Below are 16292 nucleotides of genomic sequence, written 5' to 3'. Positions count from 1 at the left end.
CGACTGAAAGGCGAATTTGCTCACCCTTTAATCAACGGCCCCTGTACTCGAAAACGCTCGAATTTACTGGCTGCGCGCGGTAAATGCAACCACTGCGGGCAGGCTTTACCCGTTTTGTTGTTTTTCATCAATCACCGGGATGCGCCACATGAAAATCAACAGCCCGGAAAGGATGACCAATAGCAGAATACGCACCCAGAAAATCTTCACCAGCCACAGTGAGATAGCGAACGTGGCGAGAATAAAAAGCATCGCACGCGGTTTCGCGCCGGGCGGCATTGCGCGGTGCTGCTGCCAGTGGCGCAGATAACCGCCAAACCACGAGCGGTAGAGCAGCCAGTGATGAAAACGCGGCGATGAGCGCGCAAAACACCAGGCCGCCAGCAGCAGAAACGGCGTCGTCGGCAGCAGCGGCAGCACCACGCCGAGCGTCGCCAGCACTACCGCCAGCCACCCCAGGATGAGTAAAATAGTCCTTTGCATAATCGTACTCGCGAAAGCAGGTGATGTACTGTAGCACAGCCCGCATGGCCAGACGCCCGGAGTAAAATGAGAACGCCCCTATTATTACAATCGCTGAAGACCCGTGTCGCCGCGCTGCATACGCTTATCGGGCCGCTCGCCTCGCAGCGTCACTTTTCACCGCGCTTCGACAGACAACTGTTTGCATGCCGCGGCGCACGGCTCGGTGATTATCTGACGGAAGCCGAAGAGAGCCTCACGCACCTGGAAGCGGCGGTGAATCAGGGTGACGCGACGCGCGTGGCGTGGCTTGCCGAACGGCTCGCGGCTCAAATCGAGGCGTTACAGCGCGAGGCGGCCACCGCCACGCTGCGTCGTCATGAGAACGCGCATTTGCCCGGCGGTCGGCTGCACGCGCGGCTTGCGGAGTATCAGGAATATGAACGTCGCCTGCTGGCAATGAAAAGCGAGCGCGAGCAGCGCTATGCTGAACGCCATGACCCGCAACTGGCGCGTGAAATCACCGCGCTTGACGAGCGCCTTACGCGCTGTCGCACGGCTATCGCCCGCACCGAGCGCGCGCTTGAGCGCATTACGCGCTGAATCAATGACGAGGAGAGAAACGATGTCGCTGGAACAAGCCCCTGATGAGGTCAAACTCGCGGTCGATTTGATTATGCTGCTGGAGAATCATGACATTGCGCCGCAGACGGTGCTGGCGGCGCTGGAGATTGTGCGTAACGACTATCTGCGAAAGCTTGCCGAAGCAGAACAGTAATCGCCCTTCCCCCTGGTGGGGAAAGGGCGAGCACCGGCGTCAGGCTTTGGCGGCGTTCGCCTCGCCGTTATCGTCACTGCGTAAATCGCGCTTCACTTCGGTGTGCGTCTCGCCGTTGTTGTTATGCAGATGCACTTCCAGCTGGTTGAAGGCGATATCGATATTATTTTCACGGCACAGTCTGTCGATGGTGCGGTTCAGCTCATCCACGGTATAGCTGCGGTCGCGCAGTTCACGCACATACAGACGCAGTTCGTGATCCAGCGAGCTTGGCCCGAAGGTGGTGAAGAACACCGCCGGTTCCGGATCGTGCATCACTTTCGGGTGATCCATCGCCGCTTTCAGTAAGATCTCGCGCACTTTGTCGAGATCCGATCCATACGCCACGCCAATGCGGATCACCACGCGGGTGATGGTGTCCGTCAGCGACCAGTTGATGAGACGCTCCGTCACAAACGCTTTGTTCGGGATAATCACTTCTTTACGGTCAAAATCGGTAATGGTCGTGGCGCGGATGCGGATTTTGCTGACCGTGCCCGAGAAGGTGCCGATGGTGACGGTATCGCCGATACGCACCGGGCGCTCAAACAGGATAATCAGGCCGGAGACGAAGTTACCGAAGATCTCCTGGAGGCCGAAACCGAGACCCACCGACAGCGCTGCCGCCAGCCATTGCAGTTTATCCCACGACACGCCGAGCGAACCGAACACGGTCATCGCGCCTGCCGCGATAATCACATAGTTCAGGATGGTCGTAATGGCGTACGACGCGCCCTGGCGCATTTTCAGGCGTGAAAGCACCAGCACTTCCAGCAGGCCTGGTAAGTTGCGAATCAGCGCCCAGGCGACCATAAACGCCACCACCGCGAACAGAATGCTGCCGAGCGTCACGTTCTTCGTGACCGCCGCCCCGGCTTCGGTGCCGTTGTAGTGCCACAGCACGATGCTGTCGAGATAGGCGAAAACGGTGATTAAATCAGACCAGATAGCCCAGAACACCACGCCAAACAGCGCGAACATTAAAAGCATGGTGATACGCAACGTCTGCTGGTTCACCTGATCGAGCGCCAGCGACGTTTCCTCTACCGGCTCAGCCCCTTCAGCGCCCTCTTTCACCATATTCTGGCGACGGGCCACCGCGCGGCGATACGCAATGCGGCGCGCCGCTACGCTCAGGCCGCGCAACACGGTCTGATAAAGCAAGTTCCAGACAATCACCAGATAGACGGTATCTATCCAGCGCCCGGCGAGACGCAGCGTGGTATAGAAATAGCCTGTGGCGGTGAGCACCAGCAGCGCGACCGGTACAATCGAGAGCACAGTGACCGTGACCAGCCGCATGGTGTGCGACTCTTTATCACGCCAGCTGTCGCGGCACATCGGCCACACCAGGGCGCTGATTAACAGCAGATTCAGGAAAATCATGCTCTGGCCGAGCACGTCGTCCATCAGATGCAGCGGTGAGAGTTCTGCCAGCACCGACCAGAACAGCAGCGGAAGCAGCGCCAGGCTGACGCGCACAATCTGACGACGCCAGTGGCTGGTCAGCGTGGCTGGCATATTGAAGTGGCTGACCGCCATACCGTCTTTTTCCAGCACGCGCCAGCAGAGGCCGAAGACCAGCCAGAACACCGCCAGCTCTTTGCTGAACGCCCAGAGCAGATCGCTGATGTTCAGCTGCATCACATAAAGAATGAGCCCGACGGCCAGAATAATCAGGCAAACCGGTAGCGCGCGGACGAGGTTAATCAGTATCGCTTTCGGCGTGTGCAACTGGCTGTCGTTGCGCAGCTGACCGACTTCACCCGCAAGCGTATTCAGGTACTGGCGCAGCCAGCCGAAACGCCAGCGGATAAGCCCGGCAATCAGCAACAGCGGCAGCCCCGCCAGCAGCGCTTTTAACATCGCAGGCCAGGCTTTCTCCCAGTTAAAGGTGATTTTCATCGACTTCAACTGATCGTGCAGCGCCTGCGGGAAGGCTTTCACCCACTCCCAGTCCATCGGTTTGTTACTGTTCACCCAGAAGATCTGCTGAGTGAGCATTTCCCGCAGGTTGGTGCTGACGCTCATTAACTGCTGCTGATTAATTTGCAGGTTAATCGCCATCATCAGCTGGTTGCCGAGCTGCTTGTTGAGCTGATCCAGCAGCTCACGGCGCATATCGACTACCTGTAACAGCGCGTCATGTACGTCGTCATTAATTTCGCTTTTGTGCCCCTCTTCCAGCTTCTCGACGAAGGCGTCGTTCTGGAACAGGGCGTCGCGCTGCTGGTTCACCTCGAACTGTTCAAGACGCAGATCCGCGATGCGGTTGGTCATATCTTCCAGCTCATCGGCGGAAGGCAGCGTTTGTTGTTGCTGATACAGAATGCGCGACAGCAACAGGCTGCCTTTCAGCACAGAGATCTGTTCTTTGAGGTTGCGCTCAGATTGCAGCGCGCGGTCGAGCCAGTTTTTCACCCGGATATTCTGCTGCACCAGCGTATTGCCGCTCTGGGTCGCGTCGATCAGGCGCTGGCTGAGCTGGTGGTTGATCTCCAGCTCCTGGCGTACCAGCGGGTTGTTCTGAATGCTGGAAGCGTCTTCCGGGGCTATCGCCTCCTGCGCGGTTTTCTCGGTCAGCGTCAGACGTTTGCTGTTCACCGCCTCCTGCAACAGCTGTAACTGATGCTCAAGACGGTTGATATTCGCGGTGGTGTAGTCGCGCTGTTTCTGCAGCGCGTCCTGCAGAACCGTGTTGCCTTCAAGACTTTTACGCTGCTGTTCTATCTGGGCGTTGAGCAGTGCCTGTTGCGCGAGCAGGAGCGTCTGCTGCGACGGGCGCAGTGCCTCTTCACCAGGTGCGGTGCCATTCAGGCGATTGCGGATCTGCTGAAGCTGCTGCGAGGCGTTGTACATCGCGTTCTGGACGCGCTCCGGCTGGGTCTGTAGCGAGACCAGCTGGCTGTTGTACGTCGCGAGATCGTTTTGTGCGGTTTGCAGGTCGTCAAGGACGGAGGTGACGCGCGACTCCAGCTGGCGCAGCGACAGGTTTTTCAGCGTCTGGCGCACCACCTCGTCGCTGTCCTGGTTTTGCAGCGCGCTGAGGTTGTCTGTCGCCTGGCGCATTTTCTCGGGCGCCTGCATGACCTGCTGGCGCAACTGCACGGTTTCTTGTTTGATGCGCTCGATTTTATCCAGCGTCTCAAGCGTCGCCGTCAAATCTTCGGTTGTCAGTTTGTCCTGCGCGGAGTGGTTTTTTTGTTTGCCGAGCGCGTCGAGCTGCGCCTGCACGTCAGCGCGTGACGGAAGATCGCCGCTCGCAGGAGCCGCCTGCGCCGCAACGGACAACAGCGCGCCGAACACCAGCAGAACGGCAAAAAGTACAGCGGACGCCAGGCGTCGCGAAAGGATTGTGTGCTGCATAATCATTTGAATGAAGTCATGGCCGGACCGCACGCGGAATGCCTGCGGGGATACTGGAACGGCGCTGAGAATACCACGGCTCTCGCGCATGGAATAGCGGCCCGCCGGGCTTTAAGAATATTTTAGCAGGCGTCTTGTGCGGGCGCGGCATCCGGGGCGCGGCGCAGGCTCGGGCAAAACTGATACATCTCCAGTAAAATCGCCACCAGTTCGCGCGCTTCGCTTTTAAGATCAAACGTCTGTGGCGCAAAAAGCCAGTTTTCCACCAGGCCTGAAATATAGCTGCGCATCAGGATAGCGGCGCGGCGGGTTTGCAGGTTTTCCGGCAGCATGCCGCTTTGTATGCACTGCCTTAATGTGTGTTCGATACGGTCGTAACTCTGGAAGCACAAACTGCGGTGCGCCTGTTGCACCACAGCCATTTCTCCAACAAACTCACATTTGTGATAAATTATTTCCATCATCAGGCGACGGCGCTCTTCTGTCACCGTAGCTTCAAGTATATAAACGAGAATCTCCCGTAAAACAGAGAGTGGATCGTCTGGGAATTTTGCCCGATACTCATTTTCAAGATCGCCAATGCTGGCCTCTGATGATTCCCAGATTTCACTAAACAAATCCGACTTGTTCCTGAAATGCCAGTAAATCGCGCCTCGCGTTACGCCCGCCGCCTGAGCAATATCTGAAAGGGACGTGGCTGACACACCCTGTTGCGAGAACAAGCGAATCGCCACATCCAGAATGTGTTGACGCGTCTCCAGGGCTTGCTGTTTGGTTTTTCGTGCCATAGGTCGGTGAATTTACAGGAGTCAGACTTACATACATTTTTGTATGTATGTACCATAGCATGACGACACTATAAACGCAGCAATGGGTTTGCGGACTTTTGATCCATTGGTCATTTTTTGGAATCGAACACTCGAGGTTTAGATATGAACAAAAACAGAGGGTTCACGCCTCTGGCGGTCGTTCTGATGCTCTCAGGCAGCTTTGCGCTAACAGGATGTGACGGTGAACAGGCTCAGCAACAAGCGCCACAGGCGCCCGAAGTGGGTGTAGTGACGCTGAAAAGCGAACCTCTGCAAATCACAACTGAACTCCCGGGCCGCACCCTCGCTTATCGTGTGGCGGAAGTTCGTCCGCAGGTCAGCGGCATTATTCTCAAGCGTAATTTTGAAGAAGGCAGCGAGATCAAGGCTGGCGTGTCGCTTTATCAAATCGACCCGGCACCTTATCAGGCCTCTTACGAAAGCGCGAAAGGCGATCTGGCGAAAGCCCAGGCCAGCGCGAATATCGCGCAGGTGACGCTCAGCCGTTATCAGAAACTGCTCGGCACGCAGTACATCAGCAAGCAGGATTATGACAATGCGCAGGCCGAAGCCCAGCAGGCAAACGCCGCCGTGGTCGCGGCGAAAGCGGCGGTTGAAACCGCGCGTATCAACCTCGCGTACACCAAAGTGACCTCCCCTATCAGCGGTCGTATCGGTAAATCGAACGTGACCGAAGGCGCGCTGGTGCAGAACGGCCAGACCACCGCGCTCGCCGTCGTTCAGCAGCTTGACCCTATCTATGTTGACGTGACTCAGTCCAGCAACGATTTCCTGCGCCTTAAACAGGAACTGGCGAGCGGTCAGCTGAAACAGGAAAACGGGAAAGCGAAAGTCACACTCTCAACCGCTGACGGCCTGAAATATCCGCAGGACGGCACGCTGGAGTTCTCCGATGTGACTGTGGATCAGACCACCGGCTCCATCACGCTGCGCGCGATTTTCCCGAACCCTGACCACACGCTGCTGCCGGGCATGTTTGTCCGCGCGCGTCTCGAAGAAGGGGTTAACCCGAACGCGATTCTGGTACCGCAGCAGGGCGTAACCCGTACTCCGCGCGGTGACGCGACCGTCATGGTCGTGGGCGAAGGCGACAAAGTGGAAGTGCGTCCGGTGCAGGTCGGCCAGGCGATGGGCGACAAATGGGTCGTGACGGACGGCGTGAAGGCCGGCGATCGCGTGATCGTCACCGGGTTGCAGAAGGTTCGCCCGGGCGCGCAGGTCAAAGCGCAGGAAGTGACTGACAACCAGCAGCAACAAAAGCAATCCGGCGCCGCTGGTCAGACGCAGTCACAGCAACCGCAGTCTTGAGTTAACAGGAGCCGTTAAAACATGGCTAAGTTTTTTATCGATCGCCCCATCTTCGCGTGGGTGATCGCCATCATCATCATGCTGGCAGGTGGCTTGTCCATTATGAAACTGCCCGTGGCGCAATATCCGTCGATTGCGCCGCCAGCGGTGACGATTAACGCGACCTATCCGGGCGCGGATGCGAAAACGGTGCAGGATACCGTGACGCAGGTTATCGAACAGAACATGAACGGTATCGATGGCCTGATGTACATGTCCTCCACCAGCGACTCTTCGGGCACCGTGCAGATCACGCTGACGTTCGAATCCGGCACCGACGCGGACATCGCGCAGGTACAGGTGCAGAACAAACTGCAGCTCGCTATGCCGCTCCTGCCGCAGGAAGTGCAGCAACAGGGCGTGAGCGTTGAGAAATCCTCCAGCTCGTTCCTGATGGTGTTAGGCCTTATTAACACCGACGGCTCGATGAAGCAGGAAGATATCGCGGACTACGCGGGCGCGAACATTAAAGACCCGATCAGCCGTACCACGGGCGTGGGCGACGTACAACTCTTCGGTTCTCAGTACGCGATGCGTATCTGGCTCGACCCGAACAAACTGAACAACTTCCAGTTAACGCCAGTGGACGTTATCAGCGCCATTAAAGCGCAGAACGCCCAGGTGGCGGCCGGTCAGCTTGGCGGTACGCCGCCGGTGAAAGGCCAGCAGCTGAACGCCTCGATTATCGCGCAGACCCGTCTGACGTCTGCCGATGAGTTCAGCAAAATCCTGCTGAAAGTCAATCAGGATGGTTCGCGCGTGCTGCTGCGAGACGTGGCGAAGGTTGAGCTCGGCGGCGAGAACTATGACATTATCGCACGCTATAACGGCCAGCCGGCGGCGGGTCTCGGTATCAAGCTCGCGACCGGCGCGAACGCGCTGGATACCGCTGAAGCGGTGCGCAAGACCATTGCCGGTCTTGAGCCGTTCTTCCCAAGCGGTCTGAAAGTTGTTTACCCGTACGACACCACGCCGTTCGTTAAAATCTCTATTTTCGAAGTGGTGAAAACGCTGGTCGAAGCAATCGTGCTGGTGTTCCTGGTGATGTATCTGTTCCTCCAGAACTTCCGCGCGACGCTTATCCCGACCATTGCGGTGCCAGTCGTCTTGCTCGGTACGTTTGCGATACTGGCGGCCTTCGGTTACTCGATAAACACCCTCACCATGTTCGGGATGGTGCTCGCCATCGGTCTGCTGGTGGATGACGCCATCGTGGTGGTTGAGAACGTCGAGCGTGTGATGGCTGAAGAAGGCCTGCCGCCCAAAGAAGCGACCCGCAAATCGATGGGTCAGATTCAGGGCGCGCTGGTCGGTATCGCGCTGGTGCTCTCGGCGGTATTTATCCCGATGGCGTTCTTTGGCGGCTCGACCGGTGCGATTTACCGTCAGTTCTCCATTACTATCGTTTCCGCGATGGTGCTGTCGGTTATCGTGGCGTTGATCCTGACGCCAGCGCTGTGCGCCACCATGCTTAAACCTGTCGCGAAAGGCGATCACGGCGAAGGCAAAAAAGGCTTCTTCGGCTGGTTTAACCGCATGTTCGACAAGAGCACGCACCATTACACCGACAGCGTAGGCAACATTCTGCGCAGCACCGGTCGTTATCTGCTGCTCTATCTGCTGATTGTCGTGGCGATGGCGTTCCTGTTTATCCGTCTGCCAAGCTCGTTCCTGCCGGATGAGGATCAGGGCGTCTTCCTGACGATGGCGCAGCTGCCAGCGGGTGCCACCCAGGAGCGTACCCAGAAGGTGCTGGATGAGGTGACCGACTACTACCTCACCCAGGAGAAAGACAACGTTAACTCCGTCTTTACCGTTAACGGCTTTGGCTTCTCCGGTCGCGGCCAGAACACCGGTCTGGCGTTCGTCTCGCTGAAAAACTGGGATGAGCGTCCGGGTGCGGAAAACAAAGTTCCGGCTATTACCGGCCGTGCGATGGGCCGTTTCTCGCAGATTAAAGATGCGATGGTGTTCGCCTTTAACCTGCCGGCGATTGTGGAACTCGGTACGGCGACCGGCTTTGACTTCGAGCTTATCGACCAGGGCAACCTTGGGCATGACAAGCTGACGCAGGCCCGTAACCAGCTGCTGGGCGAAGCGGCGCAGCACCCGGATCTGCTCTCGCAGGTGCGTCCGAACGGTCTGGAAGATACGCCGCAATTTAAAATCGACATCGACCAGGAAAAAGCACAGGCGCTGGGCGTTTCTATCAGCGATATCAACACCACGCTTGCTTCTGCGTGGGGCGGCAGCTACGTCAACGACTTCATCGACCGCGGTCGCGTGAAGAAAGTGTACGTCATGTCGCAGGCGCAATACCGTATGCTGCCAGGTGATATCAACAATTGGTATGTGCGTGGGACAAACGGCCAGATGGTGCCATTCTCTGCCTTCTCGACGTCTCACTGGGAATATGGCTCACCGCGTCTGGAGCGTTATAACGGCCTGCCGTCCATGCAGATCCAGGGCCAGGCGGTGCAGGGTAAGAGTACCGGTGAAGCGATGGCGATGATGGAACAGCTTGCCAGCAAGCTGCCGACCGGTATCGGCTACGACTGGACCGGCATGTCCTATCAGGAACGTCTGTCCGGCAACCAGGCGCCTGCGCTTTACGCCATTTCGCTTATCGTGGTGTTCTTGTGTCTGGCGGCGCTGTATGAAAGCTGGTCAATCCCGTTCTCGGTCATGCTGGTGGTCCCGCTTGGGGTTATCGGTGCGCTGCTGGCAGCCTCGCTGCGTGGCCTTAACAACGACGTTTATTTCCAGGTGGGTCTGCTCACCACTATCGGCCTGTCGGCGAAGAACGCCATATTGATTGTGGAATTCGCCAAAGATCTGATGGAAAAAGAAGGTAAAGGTCTTATCGAGGCGACGCTTGAAGCGGTACGTATGCGTTTGCGTCCTATCCTGATGACCTCGCTGGCGTTCATCCTCGGCGTAATGCCGCTGGTGATTAGCTCGGGCGCAGGCTCCGGCGCGCAGAACGCCGTCGGTACCGGCGTAATGGGCGGGATGGTGACCGCAACCATTCTGGCTATCTTCTTCGTTCCGGTGTTCTTTGTGGTGGTTCGCCGCCGCTTCAGCCGTAAGAGTGAAGATATCGAGCACAGCCATCCGGTTGAGCATCACTAATAAGAAAGGCCGCAGATGCGGCCTTTTTTTTACCCCTTCCCTGCATACGTGTTTTAACGCTTCGCGCAAAAAAACATCACTCGCGCCTTTCGTTTCTCTTTTTTTCGCTATAAATATTTTATTGGGATTAATCTGATGCAGAAAAAACCTTTATTACAGAATATTCTTCAGGCGTGAATAAATAAACGTTTTAAACTAAGGTTAAACTAAGACTTAAAGGTTAAGTTTTCTTTCTGAATGCGTCTGCGTGCCTTGCCTTTATTGATTCGCGTAAAAGAGTCTGCGCCGATGTGCGATTAACCGCGGAAATGTAATTTTTCGTAATCGTGCCAGGAAAAAATCCCCAGGGTGTTTTATAGTAACAGTAGATTAAAAATGGAGCGCCACGGCTCCAGACACTGGTTGTGTATCTGCCCCTGCGGTGCTGTTGACTAAAATTTTTCGCTAAAAAGGGGATACGTTATGGACGAATACTCACCAAAACGGCATGATATAGCGCAGCTTAAATTTCTTTGCGAAAGCCTGTATCATGATTGCCTTGCCACGCTCGGCGAAAACCAGCATGGCTGGGTTAACGACCCCACTTCCGCCGTTAACCTGCAACTCAACGACTTGATTGAGCATATTGCCAGCTTCGGCCTGAATTATAAAATTAAGCATGAAGATGACGCAGCTCTCATTGAGCAATTAGATGAATATCTGGATGATACCTTTATGCTGTTCAGCAATTACGGTATCAATGCGCAAGATTTACAAAAATGGCGCAAGTCCGGAAACAGGCTTTTCCGGTGTTTCGTAAACGCCAGCAAAGAAAACCCTGTAAGCTTGTCTTTTTAAAAATAGAACAACTACTTAGGTGTATTATGACGACCAAACCATTAACCAAAACCGATTATTTAATGCGACTGAGACGTTGTCAGACAATTGACACGCTTGAGCGCGTTATTGAAAAAAATAAATATGAATTATCCGACAACGAACTGGCGGTATTTTATTCAGCGGCGGATCATCGTCTGGCTGAACTGACGATGAATAAGCTCTACGATAAAATTCCGACCGCCGTGTGGAAGTTCGTTCGTTAATCTCCCGCTATTTTGTATGTGATTATCTGGCTTTGATATTGTCGACGCCATGTTAGTGTCGAGCGATTCGCGTTGTGGGTGCCACACCGGATATGTCCTCCATTAGCATGGCTTCTCTCTCCTGTTCTCTTCCCCTCAAATGCAGTGAATGGTCAGCCGCGCGTTTAGTCGCTACTATCAGAGTTTCCATTCACGGAGCGAAACCACCATGAGCGAAGAGAAACGCAAGATGATTGCGGGCGAGCTTTACCGCCCGAACGACCCGGAGCTGCGTGAGGACCGCCTGCGCGCGCGGCATCTGCTGCATGAATACAATCACAGCGCGCCGGATGCGAAGGCACAGCGTCAGGCGATCCTCAAATCTCTGCTGGGGGAAGCCGGCAACGCGTACATAGAGCCCACCTTCCGCTGCGACTACGGCTATAACATTTACCTGGGCGAGAATTTCTACGCCAATTTCGACTGCGTGATTCTGGATGTCTGTCCGGTGCATATCGGCGCGAACGTTATGCTGGCACCCGGCGTGCATATTTATACCGCCACGCATCCGCTGGATCCGACCGAGCGCAACAGCGGGCTGGAGTTTGCAAAACCCGTCACCCTTGGTGATAACGTCTGGATTGGCGGGCGCGCGATTATTAATCCGGGCGTGACGCTTGGTGATAACGTGGTGGTCGGTTCCGGTGCCGTGGTGACGCATTCCGTGGAAGCCAACTGCGTGGTCGCCGGCAATCCGGCGCGGGTGATTCGCCGCCTTTGAGCGCCGCTTCGGTTAACTGTTATGGTTTTTTGTTGGCCGTCTGTTACTTTTTTCGTGAACGGCGGCCTCATAAAATGCCCATTCCCGCGCACGCGCGACACCGATTCTGAAGGTTTTGCATGACTGAAATCCAGCGACTGCTGACGGCCACCATTGACCGACTCAACAAAGAAGAGAAGCGCGACAACCGTCCACGCTTTAGCATCAGCTTTATCCGTAAGCACCCTGGCCTGTTTATCGCTATGTATCTGGGCTGGCTGGCAACGCTTGCGGTGATGTTACAGTCAGAAACGCTGGCAGGCTCAGTCTGGCTGCTGGTCGTGCTGTTTGTGCTGTTAAACGGCTTTTTCTTTTTTGACGTGAATCCACGCTACCGCTACGAAGATATCGACGTGCTGGATCTGCGCGTGTGCTATAACGGCGAATGGTATAACACCCGCGACGTGCCGGAGAGTCTGATAGAAGAAATTCAGGCGTCCCCGCGCGTGAGCGCTGAACAAAAAGCGCAGCTTGAGAAGATGCTGACTCGTAAGAAAGCCTTATCGTTTTACGATATCTACTCGCTGGATAAAAATAACGGCCCTGCCCGCTCGCCGGTGAATACCGCAACCGCCTCACAGGCGCACTAAAAAAATCGCCCTCTTGCGAGGGCGATGCTTATTTTCTTTTCTTCCTTCCCTGTACCGCTTTAAACCGCGGATTCGTTTTGCAAATCACATACAACCGTCCTTTGCGTCGCACTATCTGACAGTCAGGATGACGTGCCTTCGCGCTCCTCAGTGAATTCAGCACCTGCATGATTTACGCCTTTTTATCGTTAAAGAAGCGACCAAAACGCTGCTGGAAGCGCGCGGCGCTGCCCTCGGTGGTAATGGTCTTCTGGCGCCCGGTGTAATACGGATGCGACGCCGACGACACGTCGATGGTCACATACGGATAGGTTTCGCCATCAAGTTCAATTTCGCGCTCGGTTTTAATGGTCGAACCAACTTTGAAATATTCATTGGCGCTGGTGTCGTGAAACACCACGGTACGGTAATGCGGATGGATATCAGCTTTCATCATTCGCCCCTTTTAAATGTTATAACATAACAATATCGTAAAACGACGCCGCTGAAATTGCAAGCGGCGCTATCACGGGGCGACTGAAAAGAAAAAGCCGACGCATCAGGCGTCGGCTTTTCAGAAGTGAGTAAAAACTTACAGGCGGAAACCGGCCACTACGCGGTCAAGCTGCTGCGTCTGTTCGGTCATCGAGTGCGATGCCGCCGAGACTTCCTGCACCAGCGCCGCGTTCTGCTGCGTCGCGCTGTCGAGCTGGTTAATCGCCAGGTTTACCTGCGAGATACCCGCGCTCTGCTCGCGGCTGGAGGACATGATTTCGCCCATCAGCGTGGTGACGTTGCGCACGCCGCTCAGCAGTTCATCCATCGTTGCGCCCGCTTCATTCACAAGCTTCGTACCAACTTCAACGTTGCTGGCGGAGTTTTCAATCAGCTGTTTGATTTCGCGAGCCGACTGCGCGGAGCGCTGCGCCAAGCTGCGTACTTCCGAGGCAACCACCGCGAAGCCGCGGCCCTGCTCACCCGCACGCGCCGCTTCCACCGCCGCGTTCAGCGCCAGGATGTTAGTCTGGAAGGCGATGCTGTCGATCACCGCGATAATATCCACCACTTTGCCGGACGAACTCTGGATAGCGCTCATGGTGCTGACCACTTCGCGCACCACATTACCGCCCCGCTCCGCCACCTGCGACGCCTGGTGCGCCAGCTCGTTGGCATGTGCGGCGTTATCGGCGTTCTGGCGCACGGTGCTGGTGAGCTGTTCCATTGACGCCGCCGTCTCTTCAATCGAGCTTGCCTGATCTTCCGTGCGCGCCGAGAGATCCTGGTTGCCGCCTGAGATCTGCTGCGACGCCGACGACAGCGCGCGGGCGCTATCACTCACCTGGCGCAGCATAGTTTGCAGGTAATCAATCACGCCGTTGAAGCTGTTGATAATCGCGTTAAATTCCGGGCTGCTGGTGGGCTCCAGGCGCTGCGTCAGATCTGCCCCACCTGCGGAGAGCCGGCTGATATTGCGGTTAAGATCGGCGAGTTTGCCCATCATTGAGCGGATAAACAGCACCAGTACGCCCAGCAGCAGAAGCAGCATCGGGATCTGCACCATGCTCAGGCGCGCGAGGATCGTATCGGTCTGCGCGGTTAACAGCGCGGTCGGCAGATCGACTGCGATAATCCACGGGCTGCCTTTAATGGATTGCAGCATCACGGTATGCGAATCGCCGTCCTGATCATACTCCTGCTCGGTTTTCTCGCCGGGACGGAAAGTGGAAAGCGCTTTCTGCACCGTCTGCGCCATCGGATCGTCGCCGAGGTCTGCCAGTTTCTTCAGGCTCGCGGTTTTACCGACCTGAGCGGCGTCGCCGACAATTTTGCCGTCCGCTTCCACAATCAGCACGCGCCCGGAGATGGCGTCGTTCATCTGTTTCGCGAGCTGATTAAAGAAGCCCAGCGTCACGTCGATGGTCGCAACTCCCCACGGCTGGCCATCTTTGGTAATGACCATCGCGCAGTTGGTGCGCGGCTGCGGGCTCGCGTCATCCTGATACGCGTTTGCCCAGGCGCAGTGGCTGGCAGGCGAATTCAGACCCGCTTTATACCAGACCTGTTCGTAGTAATTTGGTGCCGCGTCGGAGTTCCAGTAGGTATTCACTTCGAGCTGATTGCTGGCGTTACGCGCAAAGAAGGTGCTGAATTTATTACGCCCCGCCTCGCGTTTTTCCGGCAGCGGCCAGACGCCGCCGCCAAATACATTCACATCCTGGTACTGGTCCACCAGCGCCGGTAACAGCCGGTCGATTTCATCGCTCTGCATCGCCGCGACGCTCTGCGTCACGCTGCGCATCTGCGCCTGCACGCGGTTCATCTGCTCAACGATGCTGAACGCCACGTTATCCACTTCATAACGGATAATCCGCGTCTCGGTGCGTTTAATTTCCGGCGTGACGAAAAAGTGGATCACCAGAGCGGTAATGCCGCTCAGGGCAGCAAGAAAGAGACAGAGTAAAAAGATAAATCTGGCCTGCGTTGTTTTTAGCATTATTGTTCACCTGGAAGGATCAGAGGGTTCTTCATTCAGGACAACGGCAGCGCAGCGCTAAACTTGAAGGCAGAATGCATGTTAGAAAATTAACAAAAAATTAACTCATTGACGGATAAAACAAATCCATTTTTCATGGAAACATTTTGAAGTAATTACTTATGCGTCAGCCAGAAATCCTTTTTACCCCATGACGTTATAAATCAGAAAAGAACGATATTGGGCGCGCGGGCGTCTTTCGGGCAGTGTGGCGGTATGGCAACAAATGAAGGAGACTCCCATGCGCCAGCGCTGTTGTTGTGCCTGTCTGTTTGCAGATAACCGACTGTGATTTTCTTTTGCTAACGGAGCGCCCCATGAGCACAGCATTACCCTCTACCCTGCCAATTCTCGATCTCGCGAGACTCAACGCAGGCCCGGCCGATCGCGCCGCGTTTCTCGATCATCTGCGCTACGCCGCGCGCGATATCGGTTTTTTCTATGTGGTTAACCACGGCGTCGACACCCGTCTGCTGGAGGATGTCCAGCGCGAGGCGCGCCAGTTTTTTGCCCTGCCCGAAGAAGAAAAAGCGCAGGTGGCAATGATTCACTCTCCGCATTTTCGCGGCTATAACCGCGCGGCGGCGGAACTGACGCGCGGCAAGCCGGACTGGCGCGAGCAGTTTGATATCGGTGCCGAACGCCCGGCGCTCGCGCTTTCAGCGAATGCGCCCTCGTGGCGTCGCTTGCAGGGGCCGAACCTCTGGCCTGCCGCGCAGCCGTCGCTCAGGCCAACGCTGCTGCGCTTTCAGCGCGATATGGCGCAGATGGCGCTGCGGCTGCTGCGCGCGTTCGCCGAAGCCCTGCAACTCTCACCCGACGCCTTTGACACGCTCTACGGCGAGCAACCCAACGAGCATATCAAGCTCATCCGCTACCCCGGCCAGCAGCGCACCGGCAGCGACCAGGGCGTCGGCGCGCATAAAGATTCCGGGTTCTTAAGCTTTTTGTTACAGGACCAGCAAAAAGGCTTACAGGTGGAAGTGGCGCCTGACGAGTGGATTGACGCCGCCCCGCTGCCGGGCAGCTTTGTGGTGAACATCGGCGAACTGCTGGAGCTTGCCACCAACGGCTATCTGCGCGCCACGGTGCATCGCGTCGTCTCGCCGCCTGCGGATAACGAACGCCTTTCCATCGCCTTTTTCCTCGGCGCGCGGCTCGACGGCGTGGTGCCGGTCTATCCGCTGCCGCCGAAGCTGGCGCGCGAGGCGCATGGCCCGCAGAGCGATCCGCGCAACCCGCTTTTGCGCGATGTCGGCTGGAACTATTTAAAAGGCCGCCTGCGCTCGCACCCTGATGTCGCCGAGCGCTACTACCGTGACGTGCTGCGCGAAAGCCACGAACTGATCGCCTGA

Annotated in this window: 15 protein-coding genes; 9 read left to right on the top strand and 6 right to left on the bottom strand. The window is 56.3% G+C overall.

The features are described 5' to 3' along the window. Positions 1-105 precede the first annotated feature (105 nt). Positions 106-483, bottom strand: a complete 378-nt coding sequence (locus tag ACUW6V_RS16640) for a DUF454 family protein (RefSeq protein WP_012125447.1) — start codon at positions 481-483, stop codon at positions 106-108. Positions 484-549: 66 nt separating this feature from the next. On the opposite strand from ACUW6V_RS16640, the gene priC reads away from it, so the two are divergent. Together priC and rsmS are read left to right on the top strand one after the other, a co-directional pair. Next, positions 550-1065 carry a primosomal replication protein PriC gene (gene priC / locus ACUW6V_RS16635; RefSeq protein WP_087600691.1) on the top strand — a complete coding sequence of 172 codons (516 nt, stop codon included), beginning with the start codon at positions 550-552 and terminating at the stop codon, positions 1063-1065. Between the two features lie 22 nt (positions 1066-1087). Then, positions 1088-1240 (top strand): pleiotropic regulatory protein RsmS, encoded by a 153-nt coding sequence (rsmS, locus tag ACUW6V_RS16630; protein WP_007781495.1) that lies wholly within the window; start codon positions 1088-1090, stop codon positions 1238-1240. 39 nt (positions 1241-1279) lie between these two features. On the opposite strand, the gene mscK is transcribed toward rsmS, so the two are convergent. Together mscK and acrR are read right to left on the bottom strand one after the other, a co-directional pair. Beyond that, positions 1280-4651, bottom strand: coding sequence for a mechanosensitive channel MscK (gene mscK / locus ACUW6V_RS16625; RefSeq protein ID WP_454038633.1), 3372 nt, complete (start codon positions 4649-4651; stop codon positions 1280-1282). A gap of 116 nt (positions 4652-4767) precedes the next feature. Beyond that, positions 4768-5433 carry a multidrug efflux transporter transcriptional repressor AcrR gene (acrR, locus tag ACUW6V_RS16620; protein WP_007848023.1) on the bottom strand — a complete coding sequence of 222 codons (666 nt, stop codon included), beginning with the start codon at positions 5431-5433 and terminating at the stop codon, positions 4768-4770. 144 nt (positions 5434-5577) lie between these two features. Between acrR and acrA the strand changes: the two genes are divergently transcribed. The 6 genes from acrA (at position 5578) to ACUW6V_RS16590 (ending at position 12425) form a co-directional block, all read left to right on the top strand. Further along, positions 5578-6783 (top strand): multidrug efflux RND transporter periplasmic adaptor subunit AcrA, encoded by a 1206-nt coding sequence (gene acrA / locus ACUW6V_RS16615; protein WP_007848022.1) that lies wholly within the window; start codon positions 5578-5580, stop codon positions 6781-6783. 21 nt (positions 6784-6804) lie between these two features. Further along, positions 6805-9954 carry a multidrug efflux RND transporter permease subunit AcrB gene (acrB, locus tag ACUW6V_RS16610; protein ID WP_007848020.1) on the top strand — a complete coding sequence of 1050 codons (3150 nt, stop codon included), beginning with the start codon at positions 6805-6807 and terminating at the stop codon, positions 9952-9954. 462 nt (positions 9955-10416) lie between these two features. Further along, positions 10417-10791: an Hha toxicity modulator TomB gene (gene tomB / locus ACUW6V_RS16605; RefSeq protein WP_004386908.1), complete on the top strand. Its 375-nt coding sequence runs from the start codon at positions 10417-10419 to the stop codon at positions 10789-10791. Between the two features lie 26 nt (positions 10792-10817). Beyond that, the gene (locus ACUW6V_RS16600; protein WP_004386909.1) at positions 10818-11036 is read left to right on the top strand and encodes an HHA domain-containing protein; all 219 of its coding nucleotides are present in this window, start codon (positions 10818-10820) and stop codon (positions 11034-11036) included. Between the two features lie 208 nt (positions 11037-11244). Further along, entirely contained in the window at positions 11245-11796 is a 552-nt protein-coding gene (gene maa / locus ACUW6V_RS16595; RefSeq protein ID WP_038881336.1) for a maltose O-acetyltransferase, read from the top strand. Between the two features lie 119 nt (positions 11797-11915). Then, a complete protein-coding gene (locus ACUW6V_RS16590; RefSeq protein WP_007891920.1) occupies positions 11916-12425 on the top strand; it encodes a YlaC family protein in 510 nt (169 codons plus the stop codon). A 28-nt stretch (positions 12426-12453) separates the two neighbouring features. On the opposite strand, the gene ykgO is transcribed toward ACUW6V_RS16590, so the two are convergent. The 3 genes from ykgO to ACUW6V_RS16575 all read right to left on the bottom strand — a co-directional run bounded on the left by ykgO (position 12454) and on the right by ACUW6V_RS16575 (position 14898). Next, positions 12454-12594, bottom strand: coding sequence for a type B 50S ribosomal protein L36 (gene ykgO / locus ACUW6V_RS16585; protein WP_004386911.1), 141 nt, complete (start codon positions 12592-12594; stop codon positions 12454-12456). A gap of 3 nt (positions 12595-12597) precedes the next feature. Beyond that, the gene (locus tag ACUW6V_RS16580; protein ID WP_004386912.1) at positions 12598-12858 is read right to left on the bottom strand and encodes a type B 50S ribosomal protein L31; all 261 of its coding nucleotides are present in this window, start codon (positions 12856-12858) and stop codon (positions 12598-12600) included. A gap of 138 nt (positions 12859-12996) precedes the next feature. Next, positions 12997-14898, bottom strand: coding sequence for a methyl-accepting chemotaxis protein (locus ACUW6V_RS16575; RefSeq protein WP_014729414.1), 1902 nt, complete (start codon positions 14896-14898; stop codon positions 12997-12999). A 356-nt stretch (positions 14899-15254) separates the two neighbouring features. Here ACUW6V_RS16575 and ACUW6V_RS16570 point away from each other — a divergent pair, with 356 nt between their 5' ends. Continuing rightward, positions 15255-16292, top strand: coding sequence for an isopenicillin N synthase family dioxygenase (locus ACUW6V_RS16570; RefSeq protein ID WP_104672068.1), 1038 nt, complete (start codon positions 15255-15257; stop codon positions 16290-16292).

The sequence above is a fragment of the Cronobacter sp. 153480017-3 genome (genome assembly GCF_053627815.1).
Note: the sequence above shows the minus strand (reverse complement) of the source record. Positions and strands in the feature narration are given on the sequence as shown.